This window comes from Rhodanobacter sp. FW102-FHT14D06, assembly GCF_043950705.1.
GTDB lineage: Bacteria > Pseudomonadota > Gammaproteobacteria > Xanthomonadales > Rhodanobacteraceae > Rhodanobacter.
In genome coordinates, this window is the sequence record NZ_CP170722.1 from 2,250,915 (window position 1) to 2,274,713 (window position 23,799).

A 23,799-nucleotide genomic window follows, 5' to 3' on the forward strand; every position below is an offset into this window, starting at 1 on the left:
CGCGAGAGTTTCGTGACTGTGCTGAATGCGCCACATGTCGGGGAAGCGTGGCCACCTCAGCCATAACTATGGCTGTATGTACGTTTAGCCTCTCAGGTATACGACACGGGTGTGCCCATCGTGAAGTTGCGGAACTTACCAGTGGTCAGGCGTCGGCTGCGATAGACCTCGACGATGCCGCGCGCGGCGAGGCCCTGCGGCTGCGTGCCGGGTTGGCCGCTTCGGTGCACGGCGGCCATGTCGAGCAGGGAACGCACCGTATCCACCCCTGCGGACGCATTCCAGATCGGCCAGGTCCAGTGCGTCTTGCGCGCGCCCTGCGTATGGAAGCCGGTTGTTTCCAATTGCCGGTGCGTGGGCAGCGTCGGCAGCAAGGGGAGTGCTTCGATGGCCAGGCGGTTGGCACCCCACATCGAGCCGGTCGACTTGCGATCCGGATCCCCGCTCGGATCGGACCAGCGCAAGGCGTAGCGATTGTCGTCGGAAGGATCCCAGCGGAGGGTCATGTTCTGCACCGGGTCGTCATAGCGCCAGGTGGCGAACAGGGCCTTGTGCAGATGTTCCGGCTGCACCTGCTCGATGAAGTTGCACATGAACTTGAGGAAATGCTGGTGTCCGGCGCCGCTCATCGTGCGCAGTGCGGTATCCGGGACTTTGCCATCCTTGTCGACGGGATACTCGCCGGCGAAGGCCACGGCGAAATCCGAACGTAGGCGGTCGCCGTCCCAGGCCGCCTGTGCGCAGGCTTGCGCGTAGGGGCGGAAGAGGCCGAGCGGAACGGAGGGATTGTCGCCCAGCGCGAAGACCTCGGGAGGGATCGAGGTGGCCAGTCTCGCGGATAGGCGTTCGACCAAGGTGTGTTCGTCGAGCGCGGTGTCCAGGGCCAGAACAGGGCGCCAGGCGTTTTCATGCTTCTTCCAGCGCAAGCGGACGCCGCCCGCATCCAGTGACAGTACGCGCAGGGTGCCGATTGCGGCGAGGAAGCCGAGCGGATTCGCGCCGTCGATGCCGTGCAGCAGGATGTCATGCGTCATGGCGGGTCTCCGGTTCTGGTTCGCTGGCCATGTGTTCCTCGAACTCGCTGCGCCGATGATCGGCGAGCATGTGCATGGCTTCGAGGTAGGCCAGCCCCCACCAACCGTACTTGCGTACCAGTCGCCAGAAGCGGTCGCTGACGCCGCTGTCGATGCGCTCAGTGCCGGTCGCTCCGACGTGGCGATACGAGCGGCCATCGTCGGCCAATGCCAGCTCGCAGCCTTGCGCGTCCTCGATGGCGGGTGCGAAGGGGCGGCAACGGCCGTGATGGCTGGCGATCAAATGCCATACGAGGTCGGGATCGTGTGCTTGCGCCTTCACTGCGTCGCTCGATTGCGCGAGCTTCAACGACAGCAATTCGTGGCGGCCGCCTTCCGGGTAGCCCGAGCGGTGGCGGGCGCGATCGCGGGCGCGTCGATCCTGCGCGCCGTTCGATTTCGCGAGCAGGCCGTCGAACGTGTTCGACGCGAAGGTCGGCGCGCCGCCACGCAGCATCGACTGGAAACGCGGGTCGGCCTTGCCGAGGTCGTGCAGGCTCGCCGCGAGCGCGATGTCGTCGACAAGTGCTTTCGGCAACCCGCAGGCCGTCGCGTAGGCGCGCGCGAAGCTGGCAACGCCGTCGAGGTGCTCTTTCAGCGGCACCGCGACGGTGAACGACGAACTGTCGTCCTCGGTGGTGAAGTCGCCTGCGTGAATGACCTTGCCGGGATCCAATACGAGCTTGTGCCGGCTTTCGACGATCCAGCCCTTGCCAAGGGCGCCTCCGGCGTCGGGATACCTCGTGACGCGGAACGATGAGCGTGCCCGCGGCGCACGGAGAGAGCGCGCGGCGATGGCGCGCCAGTCACCGTTTGCATCCGCGGCGAAAGGTGCCAGGGCATCGGTCAATGCGTCGAGCACCTCCCGGGCGTCCGGGTCGATGTCGGCTTGTAGCTTGAGTAGATCGGCAAGCCGTTGGCGTGAGGGATCATCTTTGGCAAGCCGGTCCAGCAACGCCGGGTGTACGCGCAGAACGAGTCGTCGACGCGCCTGCAGCATGGCTGGCTCGGCCAGATCGATGCTCGCTCCCTCTGCTTCCGCCTGGGGGATGTAGCCCAGCGCGTTCCAGCGGTCTCGCGGTGTCGCTCCGTCCCGCGATGTCGTCGGGATGACCAGTGTGTGCCCGGGGCGGATTTTCCGGGGCTCGGTGGTGGTGAAACTCTGGTCGCCAAGCCAGATGAGCACGCTCTGGTTGGTGGTTCCGTCGTCCGTGACATCGTCGTCTGCTGCGTTGACGCCTTCGACGTCGCCCGCGGCCAGGCTTTTTTCCCCACGCATCCAGCGTTGGAACTGCACCAGCGGCACGCTCATGCACTCGCCGACGCTGGGAGGGCACAGTGCCACCACGTCGGCCCAGGCGTCGGGCTTGTCCGGGTCGAGATCGGCGCGCCAGCACAGCTGCACGTCCGGTGACTCGTCTCGCGTTCCATGCAGGAACAGTGAAGGCTCGGCCTCATGCTCGGGTTTCGGGCTGGTCTGCACCCACTGGTCGAGATAGGCGGAATGCATGACCGGTGCGTCGGTCGCGTCGACCAGTGTTTGTGCGGGGGCGCCAGCTTCGAGCCGTGACTTCATCGCCGTGATGCCGAAATCGACCCGGCCTTGTTCATCGGCCTGCTCGCCGAGCCAGGCCCAGGTGCCGCGCAAGGCGGAGCCATAGATCGGGTCGTCGTCCTTCAAGCCGTCCTTCGCGATGACGACGACACCGGGCGGGTGCGCCAGCGGGTCGGCACCGGTGGGCTCGCCGAGGCGATACAGCCGCCCAAAGCGTTGGCGCAGCGCGTCCAGGCTGGCGCATTCGGTGACCAAGGCGTCGAAATCGAGATTGGCGCCCACCTCAATGCATTGGGTCGCCACGACGTACACCGGTTTGTCTGGCGACACGGTGGAGCCGCTGCGCAGCACGTCGCTCCACTGACGCATACTCTCGTCGCGGTCGAGCGGGCGCATGCGGCCGATGAACAGCGCCTTTTGCGACGGCGGCGCGGACAATCGGTGGAAGACGAGCTGTGCGCTGCGCACGCGATTGACGATGATGCCGATGCGCTTCGCACCGGCCTTGGCCAGGACTTCCGCCTGGTCGGCCAGACGGGCGGCAAACGCGTCGGTGGCGGTGCGCTCGCCCAGTTCGATCAATGAAGCGGGCTTGCGCGCGCGCAGCCGGCGTCCCAGCGTCTCGTCGGCTTCGTCGGTGGCATCCAGCCCGAACGACGGTGGCTCGGCATCGTCCGTGCCTACGGCCCGGGGGGTCGCCGACAGCAACGCATACGCAAAGGGGGCAGATGGAGCCGCCGATCCGAACGCCGTCCGATACCGGGTGATCGCTTCCAGCGTCTGCCGGAACGGGTTGGAGCAGTGCGCCTCATCGAGCAGGATCAGCGTGTCGTTGGCGACGAGCCCAGCATGCAGCGGTTGCAAATAGTCACTCACGCCGTAGCCGCGGAACAGCAGGCGCGAGCCGACTTGGTCCACGGTCGAGCAGACCACCGTCGGTTGGCTTGGCGTACGCGCCCAGGCATTGTCGCGATAGGTGCCGCCACGCAGCTGGAAGCAGGCGAGCGGGTCGGTGTCGCCGCTTGGGTCGATGCCACAGCGCTCGCGCAGGCCGTCGGCGACCTCGCGGAGGATGCCGTCATCCGCCTCGCGAAGGCGCTGGGCGATATGGCTGGCGTGGTCGAAGGCCTCATCCACGATGACGCGCCGGTCGACCACGAACAGGATGCGCCGTGGCGCCCGCGGTGCACCGGCCGCCAGCGCATACAGCGCGATGTCGATGCATGAGGTTTTGCCGGTCGCGGTCGGTAGTGACAGTGTGCGCGGCCATTCGCCCTGCATGACCGCGCGGCACAGCCGCTTCTGCCAGGGGAACGCCTGCCGGCCGGGGTGCAGCGCCGCGAAGAAGGTCTCGAATCGTTCCGGTGTCGGGCTCATGCCTTGCCCTCCGGGTACGGCATGCACAGGCCGTAACCGCGGAAGCGTCCGGCGCCGATCAGTACCGGCCCGCGCACGGCCTCCGGGAACTCCAGGCAGACGTGTACCTGCTGGCGCGTGCTGCCATCCTTGCGGCGCAGAGCGGGTACCGTGCGAGCATGGGGCACGCCGGCCAGGAAACCGGTAGAGGCGATCAGAATCTTCGTCGGGCGTGGTAGCCCGATGTGCATGCAGGCCTGGGCGATCCGTTCCCGCGTCTCGTCGCCGAAACGGCCACGCTTGCCATGCCGATCGAGCGCGACCGGCGTGACGCTGGCCCATACGGTGGCGCCGGCGGCCTCGCCGCACCAGCGTTCCGTGCGAAATGCCCGGCGCTCCGAGTCGCCGAGATCGAAGACGACGTCGATGTCGAAGTCGTGTCCGTGATAGATCTGCAGTGGTTTCGGGTTACCGTCGCCATCCAGCTCGAACAGCGGCGACAGGCAGCGGCCCACCTCGTGGTTCGGTACGTCACGCGGGATGGCAAGCGCGACGCCCATCACGTGGCCTTGCGCATGCGGGTTGGCGACATTCGCGATAGGCAACACGGCGAGATGAGGTTGCGCCGTCGGCGTACCGTCGGGGCGATGGCCGCACAGCCATTCCGGCGGTGGCTGAACCGGGCTGCGCGACATGACGGTGTGGCGCCATGCATCCATCAGCAGCGGCATGGTGTCGAGCCAAAGGCGCCGATCAGCGGCATCGGTGCGACCCTTCGGCGGCTTGCCGGCGTTTTCGATGGAAGGCCGGCGGGGTACCTGCCGGAACATCAGCAGGCGATCGCTGAAGATCGTATGCGGGGCGGCAGGTCGTTCCGGGGCGACGATGGCATACGTGATGGAGGTCGCCAGCGGCGGCCGGCGCGACGCGGGCGCGTTTTTTCCGAAACGCGCCTCCAGCTCCTCGCGCAGTTTCTTTCGGGCCGCTCCCTTGGCGCGGGCCATGGCGCTTTCGAGTGCGATCCATGCCAGGCGCTCGCTTTCGTTGTAGGCCTGTTCGAGCTGGGCCAGCCGGCCCGCTTCCGCGACGCGCAAGGGCAATCCCGGGCTACTTGCGGGGCGCATCGTCGGTTCCGGCGGCTCCGGTTCGACCCAGCCCTGTACCAGCGAGGCCGAATGCCCGAGACAGGTCAACTTGGCGCACAGCGCGGCCAGGGCGGCGTGGATGCCCGCGTCGGGTTCAGCGTCCGACCAGATGAAATGCACGGCGTCGTTTTGCGGCACGACGACCGGGAATTGCCGCGCCTGGCGCAGCCGTCGTTCCGGCAACAACAGCAGCCCTTCGGCGACCTGTTTGGCGGTGGCGTTCTCCGCGGAGCGTGGCGGGGCAACGTCGTTGACTGGCACGTAGTGCGTGACGATGGCGCGGCGCGAAACGTCCGTGTCCATGCTTGCGTGCAGTGCGGGAGCGGCTTGCTGCTCCAGCCACAGCAACGCCGCGCGCTCGGCGGGGTCGCGGTCGGTCTCGAAGTGGGCGGCGGCCAGGGCCATGAACAAGCGATCCGGATGCGGCGGCCATTCGGCCGTCGACTTGTCCGATCCATCCGCCGCTGCCGCCATCGACCAACCGTTCAGGTAACGGATGCCGATGGCGATCATCAGTCTTCTCCCGCTTCAGCCGTGGCGACCGCCAGATCCTGGCTCTTGCGCACCAGTGCGGCGAGCTGCGGCGAGGGCACCAGTTCGAGCGGCTCATCCAGCCACGGCAGGCCGGCGGCCTTGGCCGCTTCGACAGCCTCGCGGTACAGCGTGATCGCGTCGGTGCGATCGAGCACGTAGGACTTCGGTTCCTCACCCGGTGCGTCGAGCAGTTCCCAGTGAGAGACTTCCACCGGCACCAGGTGGCAGCGCGAACGCAGGTCACTGCCGGCAGCTTGCGCCAGCGTGGCGCCGCACAGGGCAAGCGCTGCCAACGCTGTCTGGGCGGCACGGTCGCGCGCGGGATCGCGCTGGCCGTCGATCGGGAAACGCAGGCGGCGCAGCGCGGGCAGCGACAGCGTGCTCGTGCGCAGCGCATAGGCGATCGTGAAGCCACCGCGGCTGATGGACGGTGTCACGTTCCCGTGGTTGATTTGCGAAGGCTTTCCGTCACCGTCATTCTTGCCCGGCTTACTGCCCGCCTTGACGGGCTTCCCCTTTTCCTTCGCAGCCTCGTTCTCGTCGAGCGTCCAGCCGCCGCCGGCCCGCAGGTACACCGGGCCGGCACCGAGGCGCACCTCGGCGGGGTCGATGCGGCTCGCGGTCTTCTTGCCGGGCACGGCATCGATGCCGACTACTTCAGAGACGTAGGCGCGCGCGAATTTCGCGCCGAGGCCGCCGCGCGGGCCGGTGGAATCCCACAGTCCATACACGAGCGCGGTCGGACACAGCTCGAACAAGGCCGTCGCGTTGCGCAGATCGACGTGGTCGATCTTGCTGCCGTGCGCCGATTTGCGGAACTCCACGCCGTCCGGCGACAGGCTGTCGCGCAGCAGCGCATCGGCGATGCGGTGCGGTGCCTCCAAGCTGGTCACGCGCAGGTCGCGGCGCAAGCCCTGCTTGGCGAAATCGACCGCGATCACCGGCAGCGGAATCTCCTTGTCGTCCCATGCGTCTAGCAGTGCAAGCTCCACGTGGTTGGCCTCCGATTGCACCGAGTTCAACACCACGCATGGCACCGGGGCCTCGTGTCCGGGAATGCGGCGATCCTCCGTCGCGTACTCGCCTTTCTCATAGGTGGCGGGAAACACGGGGCTGCCTTCGCCACCCGCCGGCTGCAGCTTCTGGCGACAACGAAAAGCCACGGCCGAGCCGGAGACAGCACTGCGAATGAGGTCGAGCGTGAGCTTGTCGTCCATTTCCTTCCCCTGTTGTGTGTGCCGATTGGCGGTAGCACCCTTGCACAGTGTCGTCTCAAAGGTTGAGAGGTGCCCTTGGGCCGAGGCGCGATCGGATCGCGAAGTTAGCGGTCACAGCTCTAAAGCAACTGCCAGGCATCTACTTCAATGAGGCCGCGACGATCGTCCCCTAAGAGATTGCTTGGTGGATTTAGTCGCGGAGGCGACCCAAGGGCACGAAAGCTATGTTAGCTGAAGAATCGTGCTGAAAGTATCCTAATGCAACTACAAGCCATCTTAAGTTGCTTAATGGGCGCCAAGAGAATAACAATGCGTCCCGACGGCTCCGAACCGTCGGGACGCCGCGTACGTCTGCGGATGACGTGCGCATGCTATGCGAACAGCCAGACGAGTGTAACTCCAAGGCTGGCTGTCGGCGACCATCCGGGCCAACCTTGGAGGATCATCATGGATAACCATGTGAGTACGCCGATAGGCAATAATGGGCGGTAGCCCTTGACACTTGACTACAGGATGACAGTCGGGCACCGCCCAAGTAAGCGCACGAACCTCAGCAGGGAACGAGGTTCGTGCATTTCTTCATCGCATTTGTAGCTACATCCCCCCAAACAACGCCTCCAGATCCCTCTCGTCGAACCGCAGGCGCGTGCTGGCGCCGCCGCCTTCGAGCACGGCGCGGGCCAGTTCGGCCTTGCGGTCTTGCATGGCCTGGATTTTTTCCTCGACGGTACCGGCGCAGATCAGGCGGTAGACGAACACCGGCTTGTCCTGGCCGATGCGGTGAGCGCGGTCGGTGGCCTGGGCTTCCACGGCGGGGTTCCACCACGGGTCGTAGTGGATCACGGTGTCGGCGGCGGTGAGGTTGAGGCCGGTGCCGCCGGCTTTCAGGCTGATCAGGAACAGCGGCACGCTGCCTTGCTGGAAGCGCTTGACCATGGCGGTGCGTTCGCGCGCCGGGGTCTGCCCGGTGAGGGTCTGGAACGGCAGCTTGCGTTTGGCGAGCGCGGTTTCGATCAGTGCCAGCATTTCGGTGAACTGCGAGAACAGCAGTACGCGGCGGCCGTCGGCGAGCAGGCCGTCGAGCAATTCCAGCAGGGCGTCGAGCTTGGCGCTTGTCTTGACCTTCTTCGCGCTGGCGAGCTTGACCAGGCGTGGGTCGCAGCAGGCCTGGCGCAGTTTCAGCAGGGCGTCCAGCACGACGATGCCGCTTTGCGCCAGGCCGCGTTCGGCCACCGCCTGGCGCACGCGTTCGTGCTGGGCCAGGCGCAGGGTTTCGTACAGTGCGCGCTGCTCGCCTTCGAGCTCCAGCGTGCGCACGATCTCGGTCTTGGGTGGCAGGTCGGTGAGCACGTCGTCCTTGCGCCGGCGCAGCAGCAGCGGGCCGATGCGCCGGTTGAGCCGTTGCCGGCGATCGGCGTCGCCGTGTTTTTCGATCGGCGTGCGGTACAGCCGGGCGAACTGGCGCTGGCTGCCGAGCAGGCCCGGTTCCACCGCGTCGAACTGCGCCCACAGTTCGCCCAGGTGGTTCTCCAGTGGGGTGCCGGTCATGGCGAGGCGGCGTGTGGCGGGAATCTCACGTACGACCTGGGCGGCCTGGCTGGCGGCGTTCTTGATCGCCTGCGCTTCGTCCAGCACCAGCAGCGCAAAACGTGCCTCCACCAGCTTGTCGCGGTCGCGCGGCAGCAGCGGATAGGTGGTGATGACCAGATCGTGCGCAGCGATCGCGTCGTAGCGGTCGGCGCGGTCGGCGCCGTGGATCACCAGCACCCGCAGCGCGGGGGCGAAGCGCGCGGCCTCGGCTTGCCAGTTGCCGACCAGGCTGGTCGGCGCCACCACCAGTGCCGGCGCATCCAGTCGGCCGCGCTGCTTCTCGCCGAGGATGTGCGCCAGCACCTGCACGGTCTTGCCCAGGCCCATGTCGTCGGCGAGGATGCCGCCGAGCCCGGCCGCGCCAAGGAAGTCCAGCCACGCCAGTCCGTCGCGCTGGTAGGGGCGCAGGGCGGCCTTGAAGCCTTTCGGCGCCTCGGCGCTGCGCGCGGCGCCGGCAAGCAGGTCGAGCTGCGCACGCAGTGCATCGCCGCCGCGCCAGCGGAGCTGGGCGTCGTCGGCCAATGCCTGCAGGCTGCGCGCCTGGCTGCGGTGCAGGCGCAGCGCGCCATCGCCTTCGAGCCATTCCAGCAACGGCTCGATCAGCGCGCGCAGGCGTGCCAGCGGAATCTCGACGCTGCGCTTCTCGTCCACCGTCACGCGCCAGACGGCGCGCTTGCTTTCGCGCGCGGGGGCGACGCGGGGAAAGGCCGGGTCGGCCAGCACGCGGCGCAGTATCGGCAGCAGGTCGATGCGCTGGCCGCCGATGTCGATGCCGAGCGTGACGTCGAACCAGGCGTTGCCGCTGGCCTCGATGTCGGCGTGCCAGGCCTCGATGTCGACCAGTTCATCGTGCGGGAAACCGGCTTCGTACTCGATGCGGAAGCCGGCGGCGGCGAACCGCTCGACGGCGTCGCGCCAGTCGTGCGGCGCCAATGGCGGTTTGCGCGGATGGGGGCGCAGCAGGACGTCGTTGGCGGCGAAGTCATGGCCGCGGGTGGCGTAGTCGTACAGGGCCGGGCCGCAGCGCATGGCGCCGAGCTGTTCCAGCCGCCGCGCTGCCTGTTGTTCGGCGGCTGGGTCGCGATGGATCTCGCGCAGGCGGCCGTCGTGCAAGCTTCGTTCGACGGCAGTCCTGCCGCTGGCTGGCGGCAGGCGTGCGCCGGCATAGTCGACGTCGAAACGCGCGATGCCGATGTCGTGCGATTTCCCGCCCCATTTGACCAGCGTGATGGCGCGCAGGCGCAATACCGGCTGCGGGCGCGCGCGCACGACCTCGGCCGGGCCGCGGTCGATCGGGCTGGGCAGGGCCTGCGGCAGGCCGCCGCGCTGCAGTCGCTGGCGCAGGGCCGCGACTTGCGGTGGCTGCAGCACGGGCGCATGTGCCAGGCGGCCGAGCAGGTGCGGATCGCCATCGACGCGGCCGTAGCGCCCCTGCGCGGGCTGTACGTACCACAGGCCGGCGCCGCGCAGCAGCACGCTGCCGTCGGCGTCGATCCGTGCGCGCAATTGCTGGCTGCCGTCGGCGGCCTCGTGCCAGTACAGCTGCAGGGATTGCGGTTCGGCACGCTGCAGCGGCGTCGAGCCACGCTCGAACCAGACCGGGAAGTGCGCCAGCAGGTATTCCAGCGCCTGCTCTTCGTGGACGGCACGGATCGGTGCCCAGCGCTGGCTGCCGACCGGCACGTACTGGCGCTGCACCAGGGTGACCAGGGCGGCCGCGGCCGCGGGCGGCCAGCCGCCGACCGGCGTGGGCACGGCGCCGTGGCGGTCGTCCAGTTGCAAGGGCTGCGGGTCGACCAGTCCGTTGCCGCTTTGCCGCTTCGACGGACGCAGCCAGGCTGGCCAGGCCAGCAGCCGCGCGGTCGGCATCGTGCCGTCGCCGCGCAGGATCACGCCGAAGCGACGCTCCGGTTCGGCCTGGTGGCTGGCGGCGGGCGGCTGCAGGCTGCGCAGCCAGTCTTCCCAGGATGCCAGCGCGGATTTGCCACTGCCCGGTCTTGGCGTGTCGGCGCGCAAGTCGCGCAGCCAGGCGGGCTCGGCAGGCGCTGCCGTTGTCGCGTTCTCGCCGGCCGCCAGCATCAGCATGGCGGCGGCATGCTTGCAGTCGACGCCGACCGGGCAGCTGCAGTCGGTGTCCACAGTCAGCCATTTGCCGTGGTCATTCACATCCGCCCGGCAGTCGTATCGCTCGCCGTGGCTGCCGGCGACCTGCGCGGTGAGCACGTGGGCGTCGCCCTCGATACGGCCGCGCAGGTTCGACACGCTGCCGTCGCGGGCGTAGGTGCGGGCGCGTTCCAGCGTGCGGTCGTCGAAGTTCGAGCGCCACTCGGCGCGCTGCAGCAGGTGGGCAAGTTCGTCGTGCATGTAGTGAGGATTCTTGCATGCCGGCGATGCCGTCGGTGGCTCCATGCCGGCATTCGCGCGACAATGGAGCATTGCCATCCGCGGTTTTGCCGCCCTTGCCAGGGAACCCCCGCACGCCATGTCCCAGACACCCAGCATCATCTACACGCTGACCGACGAAGCCCCGTTCCTCGCCACGCAGTCGCTGCTGCCGATCATCGCTGCCTTCGCCGGCACCGCCGGCATCGCGGTGGAGACGCGCGACATCTCGCTGGCCGGGCGCATCATCGCGCTGTTCCCCGAGCGCCTGCGCGAGGACCAGCGCATCGCCGACGACCTCGCCGAGCTGGGCCGCCTGGCCACCACGCCGGAGGCGAATATCATCAAGCTGCCCAACATCAGCGCCTCGATGCCGCAGCTGAAGGCCGCGATCAGGGAATTGCAGGGCCAGGGCTACGCGCTTCCGGATTATCCCGACGAGCCGAAGGACGCCGACGAGAAAGACATCAAGGCGCGCTACGACCGGGTCAAGGGCAGCGCGGTGAACCCGGTGCTGCGCGAGGGCAACTCCGACCGCCGCGCGCCGGTTTCCGTGAAGAACTACGCGCGCAAGCATCCGCACCGGATGGGCGCGTGGAGCGCGGATTCGAAGACCCGCGTGGCGCACATGGACGGCGGCGATTTCTACGGCAGCGAGAAATCCGTGACGGTGGAGCATGCCGGCAGCGTGCGCATCGAGTGGTTCGGCAAGGACGGCAGCCAGGTCGTGCTGAAGCCGAAGACGACGCTGCTTGCCGGCGAGATCATCGACGCGGCGGTGATGTCGCGCCGCGCGCTGGCCGCGTTCATCGACGCGCAGATCGCCGACGCAAAGAAGCAGGGCGTATTGTTCTCGCTGCACCTCAAGGCGACCATGATGAAGGTCTCCGACCCGATCATGTTCGGCGTGGCGGTGGGCGAGTTCTACAAGGACGTGCTGGTCAAGCATGCCGACGCGCTGAAGCAGGCCGGCTTCAACCCGAACAACGGCATCGGCGATCTGTACGCGCGCTTCGGCAGTCTGCCGGAGGCGACCCAGGCGGCGATCAGGGCCGACCTCGATGCCGAGTACGCGCAGCGTCCTGCGCTGGCGATGGTGAACTCCGACAAGGGCATCACCAACCTGCACGTGCCCAGCGACGTGATCATCGACGCCTCGATGCCGGCGATGATTCGCGACTCCGGCAAGATGTGGAACGCGAAGGGCGAGCTGCAGGACATCGTGGCGGTGATCCCCGACCGCAGCTACGCCGGCGTCTACCAGGCCACCATCGAGGACTGCAAGGCGCATGGCGCGTTCGATCCGGCCACCATGGGCAGCGTGCCGAACGTGGGCCTGATGGCGCAGGCGGCCGAGGAATACGGCTCGCACGACAAGACCTTCCAGATCGCTGGCGACGGCGTGGTGAAGGTGATCGACGAGGCCGGCAAGGTGCTGCTGCAGCATGACGTGGAAGCCGGCGACATCTGGCGCATGTGCCAGACGAAAGATGCGCCGATCCAGGACTGGGTGAAGCTGGCGGTGAGCCGCGCGCGGCACACGCCGGCGGTGTTCTGGCTGGACCCGCAGCGTGCGCACGACCGCCAGGTGATCGCCAAGGTCGAGCGCTACCTGAAGGACCACGACACCAGCGGCCTGGACATCCGCATCATGGATCCGGTGGCGGCCACGAAGTTTTCGCTCGAGCGCATCCGCCAGGGCCTGGACACGATCTCGGTCACCGGCAACGTGCTGCGCGACTACCTCACCGACCTGTTCCCGATCATGGAGCTGGGCACCAGCGCGAAGATGCTGTCGATCGTGCCGCTGATGGCCGGCGGCGGCCTGTTCGAGACCGGTGCCGGCGGCTCGGCACCGAAGCACGTGCAGCAGTTCCTGGAAGAGAACTACCTGCGCTGGGATTCGCTCGGCGAGTTCCTCGCGCTGGCCGCCTCGCTGGAACACCTCGGCAACCGCCACGGCAACGCCGAGGTCGACGTGCTGGCCAAGACGCTGGACCAGGCCAACGGCAAGTTCCTCGACACCGACAAGTCGCCCTCGCGCAAGGTCGGCGGCATCGACAACCGCGGCAGCCACTTCTACCTCGCCATGTACTGGGCACAGGCGCTGGCGGCGCAGGACGTGAGCGCCGCGCTGAAGGCGAGGTTCGCGCCGCTGGCCAAGGCGCTGACGGAGAACGAGGCGACCATCGTCGACGAGCTCGCCCGCGTGCAGGGCAAGCCGGTCGACATCGGCGGCTATTACCACCCGGACCGGATGAAGGCCGGCGCGGCGATGCGGCCCAGCGCCACGCTCAACACGGCGCTGGGGTTGTTGTCCGCGTGATGGCGTGATCGCGGCGGATCAGGCGCTGGCCTGATCCAGCGCCGCGATCTCGTCGGCGCGCAGCGAGAGCCGCAAGGCTCCGAGCAGTTCGTTCAATTGCGTCACGCTGGTGGCGCTGGCGATCGGCGCACTGATGCCTGGGCGCGCCATCAGCCAGGCCAACGCCACCTGGGCCGGCGTGGCGTGATGGGCGGCGGCCACCGCGTCCAGCGCAGCCAGCACGCCGAGTCCGCGCGGATTGAGGTGGGCGCGCACGCCACCGCTGCGTGCCGGATGGCCGGCGAGGTCGGCCGCCTGGCGGTACTTGCCGCTGAGGAAACCGCTGGCCAACGCGTAGTAGCAGATCACGCCGATGTTTTCGCGGCGGATCAGCGGCTCCAGTTCGGCCTCGTAGCCGCGGCGGCTGACCAGGTTGTATTCCGGCTGCAGCACGTCGTAGCGCGGCAGGTTGTGCTGCTTGGATACGGCCAGTGCGTCGGCGAAGCGTTCGGCGCTGTAGTTGGAGGCGCCGATCGCGCGCACCTTGCCCTGCTCGATGAGTCGCGCGAAGCCGCCCAGGGTGTCGGCCAGCAGCACGCTGGCGTCGTCCTCGTGCGCGAAATACAGGTCGATGTGATCGGTCTGCAGCCGCTGCAGCGAACCCTCCACCGCCTGCTGCAGGTTCACCGGCGCCAGCCCGCGGTGCCGCGTCCATTTGCCGACCTTGCTGGCGATCACCACCTGGTCGCGCTTGCCGCTGCGCCGCAGCCACTTGCCGATGATGGTCTCCGACTCGCCGCCGTGGTTGCCCGGCACCCATGCCGGGTAGACGTCGGCGGTGTCGATCAGGTTGCCGCCGCCATCGACGAAGGCGTCCAGCAGCTCGAACGCGCGCGGCTCGTCCACCGTCCAGCCGAAGACGTTGCTGCCGAAGGCGAGCGGCGCGATCGAAAGGGAGGTGCCGCCGAGTGACCGCTGTTGCATGGAACGCCTCTCCTGGTAACGAGCATGGAAAAAGGCGCGCGACGGTTGTCGCGCACCTTCATTCACATGGTGCATTCCAGACCGCATTCAAGCCGCGGATGGCTAGTGCGGCGCCACGATGCGCGGCCACACGGCGGCGCAGCAGGCCAGTGCCGCGGCCTTGGCGTCGCGGCTGACGGGTGCTTCGACGGCCTCGGTGTCGCCGGTGTCGGCGGCCGGTGTTTCCGTGCGCCATTCGAGGTCGTCCTTGTGCAGCAGGTGGCCGTGCAGGAACAGCAGATCTTTCCAGATCGAGCTCATGGGGTGCCTCCTCGGGAGGGTGTCAGGCTTGGGGTGTGCTCAAGATACGCGCGCGGACAAGCGCCAAAAAGCGATATATTCGCAAGCCAGACTTGAGAGATATTCAAGATGGGCAAGCTGCCGCTGGGACTGCTGCAACAGTTCGTGCTGATCGCCCGCCAGGGCAATCTGTCGCGCGCGGCGCGCGAGGCGAACCTCACCGTCAGCGCGCTCAGCCATCAGATGAAACAGCTGGAGGAGCGGCTGGATCGGCGCCTGTTCGAGCGCGGGCCGCGCGGGGTGACGCTGACCGTCGACGGCAACTGTTTGCTGGAAGCGGTGGGCGAGCACGTCGACGGCATCGAGCACGCGCTCGGCGCCTATCGCACGCGCCACCACGACGCGCTCACGCTCAGCGCCAGCCCCGGCATCATGTCGAGCTGGCTGGTGCCGCGGTTGCCGAAACTGGTCGCTGCGTATCCGGAGCTGGAGCTCAGCCTGCAATCCGGTTCGACCCTGGTGAACTTCGCGCGCGAACCGGTGGACGTGGCGCTGCGTTACGGCCGCGGCCAGTGGCCGGAGCTCCTCTGCGAAAGGCTGTTCGGCGAATGGATCGCACCGGTGGCCGCGCCCGCACTGGTCGCGCGGATGGCCGGCGTCGATCCGCACGATTTGTCGCGCTGGCCACTGCTCGGCGAGCCCGGCGAATCGACCCGCTGGAGCGACTGGTTCGGCCGCACCGGCGGCACGCCGCCGAAACGCTACGTGGCGCAGTTCGACAGCCTCGACGCGCTGCGCCATGCGGCGCTGGAGGGTCTCGGCGTGGCGCTGGGGCGGATGGTGACGTCGAAGTCGCTGATCGACGCCGGCCGCCTGCAGGTGCTGGGCAACAGCTACCTGGCGGTGAAGGAGGCCTATTGGCTGGTGTATCCGCCGCGCTCGCAGGAGCACCGCGGCCTGCAGCGCTTCCGCGACTGGCTGCTGGCGGAGGCGGCCGAATACCGGGGGCAGATGTCGAGCTTCCGGCCCGACGACCTGGCGGTCGATTGACGCAGTTGCGCAAAGTGGCTGAAAACAGGCCATCATCGCGGGTCATTGCCGATCCATTGCGAGGAGTCGAACCATGAAATCACGCGCCGCCGTCGCCTGGGCCGCCGGCCAGCCGCTCTCCATCGAACAGGTCGACGTGGCCGGCCCGAAGGCGGGCGAGGTGCTGGTGCGCATCGTCGCCACCGGCGTGTGCCACACCGATGCGTTCACCTTGTCCGGCGACGATCCGGAAGGGCAGTTCCCGGTGATCCTCGGCCACGAGGGCGGCGGCATCGTCGAGGAAGTCGGCGCGGGCGTGACCTCGCTCAAGGTCGGCGACCACGTGATTCCGCTGTACACGCCCGAGTGCGGCGAGTGCAAGTTCTGCCGCTCGGGCAAGACCAACCTGTGCCAGAAGATCCGCGTCACCCAGGGCCGGGGCCTGATGCCCGACGGCACCTCGCGGTTCTCGCTCGACGGCAAGCCGCTGCTGCACTACATGGGCACCAGCACGTTCAGCGAGTACACCGTGCTGCCGGAAATCTCGCTGGCGAAGATCAACAAGGCCGCGCCGCTGGAAAAGGTCTGCCTGCTCGGCTGCGGCATCACCACCGGCATCGGCGCGGTGCTCAATACGGCGAAAGTGGAACCCGGCGCCTCCGTCGCGGTGTTCGGCCTGGGCGGCATCGGCCTGTCGGTGGTGCAGGGCGCGGTGATGGCCAAGGCCGGACGCATCATCGCGATCGACCGCCACCCGGAAAAATTCGCGATGGCCAAGGCGCTTGGCGCCACCGACTGCATCAACGTGGCCGACTACCCCGACACGCCGATCCAGCAGGTCATCGTCGAGCTCACCGATGGCGGCGTGGACTACTCGTTCGAGTGCATCGGCAACGTGCACGTGATGCGCGCGGCGCTGGAGTGCTGCCACAAGGGCTGGGGCGAGTCGATCATCATCGGCGTGGCCGGCGCGGGCCAGGAGATCAGCACGCGGCCGTTCCAGCTGGTCACCGGCCGGGTGTGGCGCGGCTCGGCGTTCGGCGGCGTCAAGGGTCGCTCGCAACTGCCCGGCTACGTCGACCGCTACCTGGCTGGCGAGATCCACATCGACGAGATGATCAGCCAGGTGCTGCCGCTGGAGCGCATCAACGAGGCGTTCGAGCTGATGCACGGCGGCAAGGTGATCCGCTCGGTGATCCATTACTGAGCCGTTCTTGCGGGCTGCGGGATGCCGTAGAATGGGTGCGCGAGAGGGGCGGGCGCACGGCTCGCTTCCACCTGTCCACCTGGTCTGCACGGTCTTTCCGCCATATTGGCCGCCATCAACCGCTTTGTGCTCCACCTGCCCCGCGACGGCCTCGGCCGGAGGCGGGCAGTCGTGTGGCGCATTCGAACCACCACAGCATCGCGTCCGGACGGCCTGCGGGCCAGGGAGTCAACGATGAACCAAGCGAATCCCGCCAACTCTTCGTCCCGCGCACGATCGCGGCCGCGTTTCGCCTGGCTGCTGATCGCCGCGCTGGCGCTGCCGGCATGTGCGCAACAGGTGGCGCCGGGCGCCTCCACCGAAGCGGACCAGCCGGCCGATGCGCTGGTGCCGCCGACCAGCGCCAGCGATTTCACCGCCTCGCAACTGGACCAGGTGCTGGCGGGCAGCTGGCGTTCGCCGGCCAACCGTGCGCGTGACGTCTATCGCCATCCCAAGGCGACCTTGCAGTTCTTCGGCGTGCAGCCGGACCAGACGGTGATCGAGATCACCCCCGGCGGTGGCTGGTACAGCGAGATCCTGGCGCCGCTGCTCAACGACAACGGCCACTACATCGCCGCAGTGACGGCGCCGCGCCGCGACGCCGAGGCGCGCCGCGACGACAGCGCGCTGCATCGCCTGTTCGCCGCCGATCCGGCGCACTACGGCAACGCGAAAATCATCGAGTTCGATCCGCACGCGCCGGTGTTCGGCCCGCCCGCCTCGGCGGACACGGTGCTGACCTTCCGCAATGTTCACAACTGGGTCCAGGCAGGTACCGCGCCGGCCATGTTCAAGGCGTTCTTCGCGGTGCTGCGGCCCGGCGGCGTGCTGGGCGTGGCCGACCATCGCGCCGCGCCGGGTGCCAGCCTCGAATCGGTGAAGGGCAGCGGCTACCTGCCCACCGACTACGTGGTGAAGCTGGCCGTCGAGGCTGGTTTCGTGCTCGACGGCAGCAGCGAGGTCAACGCCAACCCGCAGGACACGCACGACCATCCCAAGGGCGTGTGGACGCTGCCGCCCACGCTCACCCTGGGCGAGCAGGATCGGGCGAAGTACCAGGCCATCGGCGAGTCGGATCGCATGACGCTGCGCTTCGTCAAGCCGACCGCGCCGACGAGTGCCGCCACTGCCGCCGCCACGTCCGCCCGGTAATCCGGGCGGTCGCTGCACCCGTCATGCTGCTGGCGCTCAACAAGCCGTACGGCGTGCTCTGCCAGTTCACCGACCGCGAAGGCCGCGCCACGCTGGCCGATTACGTCGCGCAAACGGACGTCTATGCGGCTGGACGGCTGGATCGCGACAGTGAAGGTCTGCTGCTGCTCACCGACGACGGCGCACTCGCGCACCGGCTCACCGACCCGCGCCACAAGCAGGCCAAGACCTATCTGGCCCAGGTCGAAGGTTGCATCGACGAGGCCGCGCTGGCCGCGCTGCGCCGTGGCGTGAGATTGAACGACGGCCCGACCCTGCCGGCCGAGGCCGCCTTCGCCGCCGAACCGGACTGGCTGTGGCCGCGCGACCCGCCGGTGCGCTTCCGCCAGGCGATCCCCACCAGCTGGCTCAGCCTCACCCTGCGCGAAGGCCGCAACCGTCAGGTGCGTCGCATGACCGCCGCGGTCGGCTTTCCGACCTTGCGGCTGATCCGCGTGCGCGTCGGCGACCACGCGCTGGATGGCCTGGCCCCCGGCGAGTCGCGCGTGCTGACGGTGTAGGGCGGGCGCTGCCCGCCGCTCTTCACTCTTCGGGACGCGGAATCCGGCGGGCAGTGCCGCCCTACGCCAGCGGCGGCAATCCGAAGAACGCCTCGGCGGTCGCCGTGCTGTTCGCGGCGGTGACTTCCGGACTCTCGCCGCGGTCGCGGGCGATCTCCTCGCAGATGTGCCTCAGGTACATCGGCTCGTTGCGCCGATGCGCCGGCGACGGACGCACCGTGCGTGGCAGCAGGTAGGGCGCGTCGGTCTCGATCATCAGGCGGTGCGCGGGGATCTCGCGCACCAGCTCGCGCAGGTGGGTGCCGCGGCGTTCGTCGCAGATCCAGCCGGTGATCCCGATGTGGCAATCCAGTGCGAGGTAGTCGCGCAGCGCCTCGCCGGTGTCGGTGAAGCAGTGCACCACCGCGCCGGGCACCTTGTCGCGCCAGCGCCGCAGCAGCGCGACGAAATCGTCGTGCGCATCGCGCTGATGCAGGAACAGCGGCTTGTGCACATCCGCCGCGATCCGCAGTTGGCGCTCGAACACGGCCAGCTGGACCTCGCGCGGCGAGTAGTTGCGGTTGTAGTCCAGCCCGGTTTCGCCGACCGCGCGCACCGCCGGGTCGCGCGCCAGCTCGCGCAGCAGCGCCTCGGTGGCGTCGTCGAAGTCGATCGCGTGGTGCGGATGCACGCCGGCGGTGGCGAACAGGCGGCCGGCGTGGTCGTGTGCCAGGGCCAGTGCGTGGCGGCTGCCGGCGGCAGAGGCGCCGGTCACGATCATCCGGCTCACGCCGTGCTCCTGCGCACGCGCCAGCATGGCGTCGAAGTCGTGCCGGAACGATTCGTGGCCGAGATTGGCGCCGATGTCGATGAGCTGCATGAAAGGCCTGCGGGAAGCGTGAAATGGGCGACGAAAGAACACGAGTTTGGACAGGTTCTCGGAATTTTTCCAATTGACGGGCCGCGCACTGCTCACCTACGGTCGCCGATTCGCCGCTCCGGGGAGGGCGGCGGAATCCAGCTGACCGTGCTGCGGCGCCTGCGCGCCGCCACGGCAGATCGTCTGAATGTTTTGGGGGATGGAAATGCTCAACAAGAAACTCGTCGCTGCCCTGGTCCTGGCCCTGGGTGGCGCCACCGCCGCGTCGTGCATGGCCGCAGCGCCGCTGCACATTCGCGCCGGTGCGATGGGCCGGATCGCGCCTGCAACGCTGGTGAACCGACTGGGCCTGGGGACGGACGCCTCGTTCCAGGCGGATCGCCAGCTGCGCACCGCGCACGGCACGCTGAAATCGCGCGAGCGGCAGACCTGGCGCGGCGTGCCGGTTTACGGCCGCAGCGTGGTGGTGGAACGCGACACGCGCGGCGCGGTGCTGTCGGTGGCGGGCTCGGCCGAGCGCGACATCGGCGCGCAACTCGCTTCGGCGCAGCCGCGGCTGACGGCCGCCGCCGCTACCGCCGCGCTGCGCCGGCACATGGGCGATACCGGCCTGGCGGCACGCAATGTCGACAGCGAGCTGTTCGTCTACCCGCAGGCCGGTCGCGCGCCGCGGCTGACCTATCGCGTGTCCTACGTGCTGGACAACCACGGCCAGCCGTCGCGACCGACCGCGATCGTCGACGCCGACACCGGCGCCGTGCTCAAGCAGTGGGACGGGCTCGCCCACGGCCGGCGTCCGCCGGGCGGCGGCAGCACGCCGGTCGCGGTCACCGCCACCGGCCCGGGCGGCAACGCGCTGACCGGCTCGTACAACTACGACAACTCCGGCCCGGGTCGCGAGCGCCTCGATGCGGTGCGCATCGGCAGCGTGTGCTACCTGCAGGACGCCGACGTGGCCACCTACAACCTGGCCGGCGGCCAGCGCGTCACGCAGTGGTCGTTCGGCTGTGCCGGCAGCAATCCGGCGCTGTGGGTGAGCCAGGGCGACGCGATCAACGGCGCATATTCGCCGATCAACGATGCGCATCATTTCGGCGGCGTGGTGCACGACATGTACTCGACCTGGTTCGGCGAGCCACCGCTGAAGAACACCGACGGCTCGGCGATGCAGCTGTCGATGTGGGTGCACTACGGCACCAACTACGAGAACGCGTTCTGGGACGGCCGCGAGATGGTGTTCGGCGACGGCGACCAGTACTTCTTCCCCTTCGTGGTGCTGGACGTGACCGGGCACGAGATCAGCCACGGCTTCACCGAGCAGCATTCGGGGCTGGAATACACCGGCCAGTCCGGCGGCATGAACGAGGCGTTCTCCGACATGGCCGGCGAGGCGGTGAAGTACTTCGACCGCGGCAGTAACGACTTCATGGTCGGCGCGGACATGGTCAAGCCGGCCACGGTGCCGCTGCTGGGCATGGCGGCGCTGCGCGACATGTGCACGCCGAGCAACGATGGTGCGTCCATCGACAGCGCGCGCGATTACAACGACTCGCTCGACGTTCATTACAGCAGCGGCGTGTACAACCGCGCGTTCTGCCTGCTGGCCAAGACCAGCGGCTGGAACACGCGCAAGGCGTTCGAGGTGTTCCACGACGCCAATGCGCTGTACTGGAGTCCGCAGGAAACCTTCGACGGCGGCGCCTGCGGAGTGGAACAGGCCGCCACCGACCGTGGCTATGCCGAGGCCGACGTGGCCGCTGCCTTCAACGCAGTGGACGTGGCCTGCGCCGCACCCTGAACCGGCCCGTTCGGGCCGAATCCGCCACCGGGCGTGACCGGCGCAAGCCGCACGCCCCGGTGGCTGCACATCACACGCCAGGCACCGCCACGCGCATCGTCGCGCGGGCGGCGCCGCACAGGAATCTCAAAATCATGAACACGGTCTACAGCAAGATATGGAATGCCGCGCTGGGCGCGGTGGTGGTGGTATCGGAGCTGGCCTCGCGGCGCGGCCGTCGCGGCGGTTCGCGCCTGCGCCTGGTCGCCGCCGGCGTGCTGGCACTGGCGCTGGCGCCGCTGACGATCCACGCGCAGACCGCAGCCGCGAGCTGCACCTACACCGTCGACGGCATCACCACCACGGTGCCGGCCACGCCCACCGGCGACGGCGCCTTCGTCTGCGGCGTGGATGCGGTCGCCAGCGGCGACAACGCCAGCGCATTCGGCTCCCACGCCAGCGCCACCGATGGTTCCGCCACGGCGGTGGGCGGCGACTATGTCGATACCGACGGCACGGTCTACAGCACCGAGGCGAGTGCCTATGGCGCGACCGCGTTGGGCGCCGGCGCCGGCGCGGACGGCGTCGACAGCACCGCGGTCGGCTCGCTGGCGTACGCCACCGGGCAGGGCGCGTTCGCCGGCGGCGCCAACTCCGGCGCGGATGGCTACAACAGCGTGGCGCTCGGCGCCAACGCGCAGGCATCGGACCGCGGCGGCATCGCGATTGGCGGCGGCGATCCGGACCCGGCCAACGGGTTCCTCGCCACCGAAGCCCAGGGTGAGGGTTCCATCGCCGTCGGTTCGCTGGCGGCTGCCGAAGGGCGCGGCGCGATCGCGCTGGGCTACCAGACCGTCGGCGTCGGCGACAACGCCACCGCCACCGGCAACGGTGCCTGGGCGCAGGGCGCCGGCGCGACCTCGGTCGGCGGCGCGGCCTACACCGGCGCCGACGCGGCCACCGCGGTAGGCAACAACGCCACCGCGCTGGCGCAAGGCGCGTTGGCACTGGGCGCAGACAGCCATGCCGAAGGCGTGTTCTCGATCGGCATGGGTACGCAGGACAGCAACGGCTACGGCGGCGCCATTGGCGAACAATCGCTGGCGCTGGGCTACGACAGCGGCGCGCTGAATGCCGGCACGGTCGCGCTGGGCGGCTACAGCGTTGCGCCGGGCTTCCTGGGCACGGCGCTGGGCTACAACTCGATGGCCATCGGTGACTACTCCCTGGCCAGCGGCACGGGTGCAGCGGCCAGTGGCGCCAGCAGCGTGGCGGTGGGCGAGAACTCGGCGGCCAGCGGCGACGAGAGCGTGGCCGTGGGTGGCAGCGCCGTCGGCGGGCAGTTCTTCACCGAGGCATCGGGCGTCGGCGCGACCGCGCTGGGCGCCGGCAGTTACGCCACCGGCGACTATGCCGCGGCGTTCGGCTGGCTGGCCGGCGCCGACGCGGTCAACGGCACCGCTCTGGGTTCGGGCGCGTGGGTGCAGTCCACCGCCGACAACGCGGTGGCGCTGGGCGCGCAGTCGCTGGCCGATCGCGCCGACACGGTGTCGGTGGGCAGCGCCGGCTTCGAGCGCCAGATCACCAACGTGGCCGCCGGTACCCAGGGCACCGATGCGGTGAATCTGGACCAGCTCAATGCGCTGCAGGCGCAACTCGACCTGACCGGCACCGCGCTGGGCGACAATACCGCCGCGATCACCACCAACACCGCGGCGATCGGCGCGTTGGACGGCCGCGTCACCACCATCGAGGGGCAGATCGGCGATCTGCGGCAGAGCACGATGGAGCTGGGCGCGGTGGCGATCGATACGGTCGGCGACGGCAGCGACGACGCCAACGTGCTGGCCGGCTCCAGGGGCCTGGCGATCGGTTCGGCAGCCTCCGCCGGTGGCGATCATGCCACCGCGATCGGCGGTGACAGCCTGGCCGCCGGCGCGAACGACACCGCGATCGGCGGCAATGCCAGGGTGAACGCCGACGGCAGCACCGCCGTGGGCGCCAACAGCACGGTCGCGGCGAGCGCCACCAACGCGGTGGCGCTGGGCGAAGGCGCCTCGGTGACCGCTTCCGGCGCCGTCGCGCTGGGCCAGGGTTCGCTGGCCGATCGCGCCAACACGGTGTCGGTGGGCACGGCCGCGAACAACCGCCAGGTCACCAACGTGGCGGCCGGCAGCCAGGCCACCGACGCGGCCAACGTGGGCCAGGTCGAGCAGGCGCTGGTGACGGCCAAGAGCTACACCGATGCCAACGCGCAGCAGACCCTGCGCAGCGCCAACGCCTATGCCGACGCCAAGTTCGCCAACGTCGCCTCCACCGCCGACGTGAACGGCTTGCGCGACCAGATGAACGACCGCTTCCACGGCGTCGACAAGCGCATGGACCAGGTCGGCGCGATGGGCACGGCGATGGCGCAGATGGCGTTCAGCACGCAGGGCATCAACACGCCCAACCGGCTGGGCGTGGGTGTGGGCGGCTACCGCGGTGAAGCGGCGTTGTCGGTCGGTTATTCGAGGCAGCTGTCGCCGCGCGCCAACCTGACCTTCGGCGCGGCGGTGAGCGGCAACGAGGCATCCGGCGGCGTGGGTGTCGGCTTCGGCTGGTGACACGGTGGGGACGGCGGGCGGTCTGATGCCCGCCGTCCCCGTTTCGCGGTGGGTAATGCCCCGCAGGCTCCGTTGTGATACCAATGGCGTTTTCCGCGCGGTGTCGGGGGGCGCCGCGTATCGGGCATGCATTGAACGTGAGGTGAC

At 68.8% G+C, this 23,799-nt stretch carries 15 protein-coding genes; 7 read left to right on the top strand and 8 right to left on the bottom strand.

Annotation, left to right across the window (positions count from 1 at the left end; genetic code table 11):
* Window positions 1-92 precede the first annotated feature (92 nt).
* The 5 genes from ACFCQI_RS10160 to ACFCQI_RS10180 all read right to left on the bottom strand — a co-directional run bounded on the left by ACFCQI_RS10160 (window position 93) and on the right by ACFCQI_RS10180 (window position 10,834).
* Window positions 93-1,034: a hypothetical protein gene (locus ACFCQI_RS10160; protein ID WP_395116308.1), complete on the bottom strand. Its 942-nt coding sequence runs from the start codon at window positions 1,032-1,034 to the stop codon at window positions 93-95.
* Window positions 1,024-4,005: a type I-U CRISPR-associated helicase/endonuclease Cas3 gene (cas3u, locus tag ACFCQI_RS10165; RefSeq protein ID WP_395116309.1), complete on the bottom strand. Its 2,982-nt coding sequence runs from the start codon at window positions 4,003-4,005 to the stop codon at window positions 1,024-1,026. The genes ACFCQI_RS10160 and cas3u overlap by 11 nt, the downstream gene beginning before the upstream one ends.
* Window positions 4,002-5,642 (bottom strand): type I-U CRISPR-associated protein Csb2, encoded by a 1,641-nt coding sequence (gene csb2 / locus ACFCQI_RS10170; RefSeq protein WP_395116310.1) that lies wholly within the window; start codon window positions 5,640-5,642, stop codon window positions 4,002-4,004. The genes cas3u and csb2 overlap by 4 nt, the downstream gene beginning before the upstream one ends.
* Window positions 5,642-6,880, bottom strand: coding sequence for a type I-U CRISPR-associated RAMP protein Csb1/Cas7u (gene cas7u, locus ACFCQI_RS10175; RefSeq protein ID WP_395116312.1), 1,239 nt, complete (start codon window positions 6,878-6,880; stop codon window positions 5,642-5,644). Before cas7u ends, csb2 begins: the two co-directional genes overlap by 1 nt.
* A gap of 594 nt (window positions 6,881-7,474) precedes the next feature.
* On the bottom strand, window positions 7,475-10,834 hold the full coding sequence (locus ACFCQI_RS10180; RefSeq protein WP_395116314.1) for an SNF2-related protein: 3,360 nt from the start codon (window positions 10,832-10,834) through the stop codon (window positions 7,475-7,477).
* Window positions 10,835-10,952: 118 nt separating this feature from the next.
* Here ACFCQI_RS10180 and ACFCQI_RS10185 point away from each other — a divergent pair, with 118 nt between their 5' ends.
* Entirely contained in the window at window positions 10,953-13,178 is a 2,226-nt protein-coding gene (locus tag ACFCQI_RS10185; protein WP_395116316.1) for an NADP-dependent isocitrate dehydrogenase, read from the top strand.
* Between the two features lie 18 nt (window positions 13,179-13,196).
* Here the strand turns inward: ACFCQI_RS10185 and ACFCQI_RS10190 are convergent, their stop codons facing one another.
* Both ACFCQI_RS10190 and ACFCQI_RS10195 read right to left on the bottom strand, forming a co-directional pair.
* Window positions 13,197-14,141 (bottom strand): aldo/keto reductase, encoded by a 945-nt coding sequence (locus ACFCQI_RS10190; protein ID WP_395116317.1) that lies wholly within the window; start codon window positions 14,139-14,141, stop codon window positions 13,197-13,199.
* A 102-nt stretch (window positions 14,142-14,243) separates the two neighbouring features.
* On the bottom strand, window positions 14,244-14,441 hold the full coding sequence (locus ACFCQI_RS10195) for a hypothetical protein (RefSeq protein WP_395116319.1): 198 nt from the start codon (window positions 14,439-14,441) through the stop codon (window positions 14,244-14,246).
* Between the two features lie 108 nt (window positions 14,442-14,549).
* On the opposite strand from ACFCQI_RS10195, the gene ACFCQI_RS10200 reads away from it, so the two are divergent.
* The 4 genes from ACFCQI_RS10200 to ACFCQI_RS10215 all read left to right on the top strand — a co-directional run bounded on the left by ACFCQI_RS10200 (window position 14,550) and on the right by ACFCQI_RS10215 (window position 18,410).
* On the top strand, window positions 14,550-15,470 hold the full coding sequence (locus tag ACFCQI_RS10200; RefSeq protein WP_395116321.1) for a LysR substrate-binding domain-containing protein: 921 nt from the start codon (window positions 14,550-14,552) through the stop codon (window positions 15,468-15,470).
* Between the two features lie 73 nt (window positions 15,471-15,543).
* Entirely contained in the window at window positions 15,544-16,656 is a 1,113-nt protein-coding gene (locus ACFCQI_RS10205; RefSeq protein WP_395116322.1) for an S-(hydroxymethyl)glutathione dehydrogenase/class III alcohol dehydrogenase, read from the top strand.
* Between the two features lie 234 nt (window positions 16,657-16,890).
* A complete protein-coding gene (locus ACFCQI_RS10210) occupies window positions 16,891-17,850 on the top strand; it encodes a class I SAM-dependent methyltransferase (RefSeq protein ID WP_395116324.1) in 960 nt (319 codons plus the stop codon).
* A gap of 23 nt (window positions 17,851-17,873) precedes the next feature.
* Window positions 17,874-18,410 carry a pseudouridine synthase gene (locus tag ACFCQI_RS10215; RefSeq protein ID WP_395116325.1) on the top strand — a complete coding sequence of 179 codons (537 nt, stop codon included), beginning with the start codon at window positions 17,874-17,876 and terminating at the stop codon, window positions 18,408-18,410.
* Between the two features lie 61 nt (window positions 18,411-18,471).
* Here ACFCQI_RS10215 and ACFCQI_RS10220 read toward each other — a convergent pair whose 3' ends face one another.
* Window positions 18,472-19,269 carry a TatD family hydrolase gene (locus tag ACFCQI_RS10220; RefSeq protein WP_395116326.1) on the bottom strand — a complete coding sequence of 266 codons (798 nt, stop codon included), beginning with the start codon at window positions 19,267-19,269 and terminating at the stop codon, window positions 18,472-18,474.
* 205 nt (window positions 19,270-19,474) lie between these two features.
* Here ACFCQI_RS10220 and ACFCQI_RS10225 point away from each other — a divergent pair, with 205 nt between their 5' ends.
* Window positions 19,475-21,067: a M4 family metallopeptidase gene (locus ACFCQI_RS10225; protein WP_395116328.1), complete on the top strand. Its 1,593-nt coding sequence runs from the start codon at window positions 19,475-19,477 to the stop codon at window positions 21,065-21,067.
* Between the two features lie 134 nt (window positions 21,068-21,201).
* Window positions 21,202-23,652 (top strand): ESPR-type extended signal peptide-containing protein, encoded by a 2,451-nt coding sequence (locus ACFCQI_RS10230; protein WP_395116330.1) that lies wholly within the window; start codon window positions 21,202-21,204, stop codon window positions 23,650-23,652.
* Window positions 23,653-23,799 lie beyond the last annotated feature (147 nt).

What these genes read in the sequence shown, in the direction of transcription:
- cas7u (WP_395116312.1), bottom strand. Translation starts at nt 6,880, where the DNA reads ATGGACGACAAGCTCACGCTCGACCTCATTCGCAGTGCTGTCTCCGGC.
- ACFCQI_RS10205 (WP_395116322.1), top strand. Translation starts at nt 15,544, where the DNA reads ATGAAATCACGCGCCGCCGTCGCCTGGGCCGCCGGCCAGCCGCTCTCC.
- ACFCQI_RS10230 (WP_395116330.1), top strand. Translation starts at nt 21,202, where the DNA reads ATGAACACGGTCTACAGCAAGATATGGAATGCCGCGCTGGGCGCGGTG.
- ACFCQI_RS10185 (WP_395116316.1), top strand. Translation starts at nt 10,953, where the DNA reads ATGTCCCAGACACCCAGCATCATCTACACGCTGACCGACGAAGCCCCG.
- ACFCQI_RS10200 (WP_395116321.1), top strand. Translation starts at nt 14,550, where the DNA reads ATGGGCAAGCTGCCGCTGGGACTGCTGCAACAGTTCGTGCTGATCGCC.
- ACFCQI_RS10225 (WP_395116328.1), top strand. Translation starts at nt 19,475, where the DNA reads ATGCTCAACAAGAAACTCGTCGCTGCCCTGGTCCTGGCCCTGGGTGGC.
- ACFCQI_RS10210 (WP_395116324.1), top strand. Translation starts at nt 16,891, where the DNA reads ATGAACCAAGCGAATCCCGCCAACTCTTCGTCCCGCGCACGATCGCGG.
- ACFCQI_RS10190 (WP_395116317.1), bottom strand. Translation starts at nt 14,141, where the DNA reads ATGCAACAGCGGTCACTCGGCGGCACCTCCCTTTCGATCGCGCCGCTC.
- csb2 (WP_395116310.1), bottom strand. Translation starts at nt 5,642, where the DNA reads ATGATCGCCATCGGCATCCGTTACCTGAACGGTTGGTCGATGGCGGCA.
- ACFCQI_RS10180 (WP_395116314.1), bottom strand. Translation starts at nt 10,834, where the DNA reads ATGCACGACGAACTTGCCCACCTGCTGCAGCGCGCCGAGTGGCGCTCG.
- ACFCQI_RS10220 (WP_395116326.1), bottom strand. Translation starts at nt 19,269, where the DNA reads ATGCAGCTCATCGACATCGGCGCCAATCTCGGCCACGAATCGTTCCGG.
- cas3u (WP_395116309.1), bottom strand. Translation starts at nt 4,005, where the DNA reads ATGAGCCCGACACCGGAACGATTCGAGACCTTCTTCGCGGCGCTGCAC.
- ACFCQI_RS10160 (WP_395116308.1), bottom strand. Translation starts at nt 1,034, where the DNA reads ATGACGCATGACATCCTGCTGCACGGCATCGACGGCGCGAATCCGCTC.
- ACFCQI_RS10195 (WP_395116319.1), bottom strand. Translation starts at nt 14,441, where the DNA reads ATGAGCTCGATCTGGAAAGATCTGCTGTTCCTGCACGGCCACCTGCTG.
- ACFCQI_RS10215 (WP_395116325.1), top strand. Translation starts at nt 17,874, where the DNA reads ATGCTGCTGGCGCTCAACAAGCCGTACGGCGTGCTCTGCCAGTTCACC.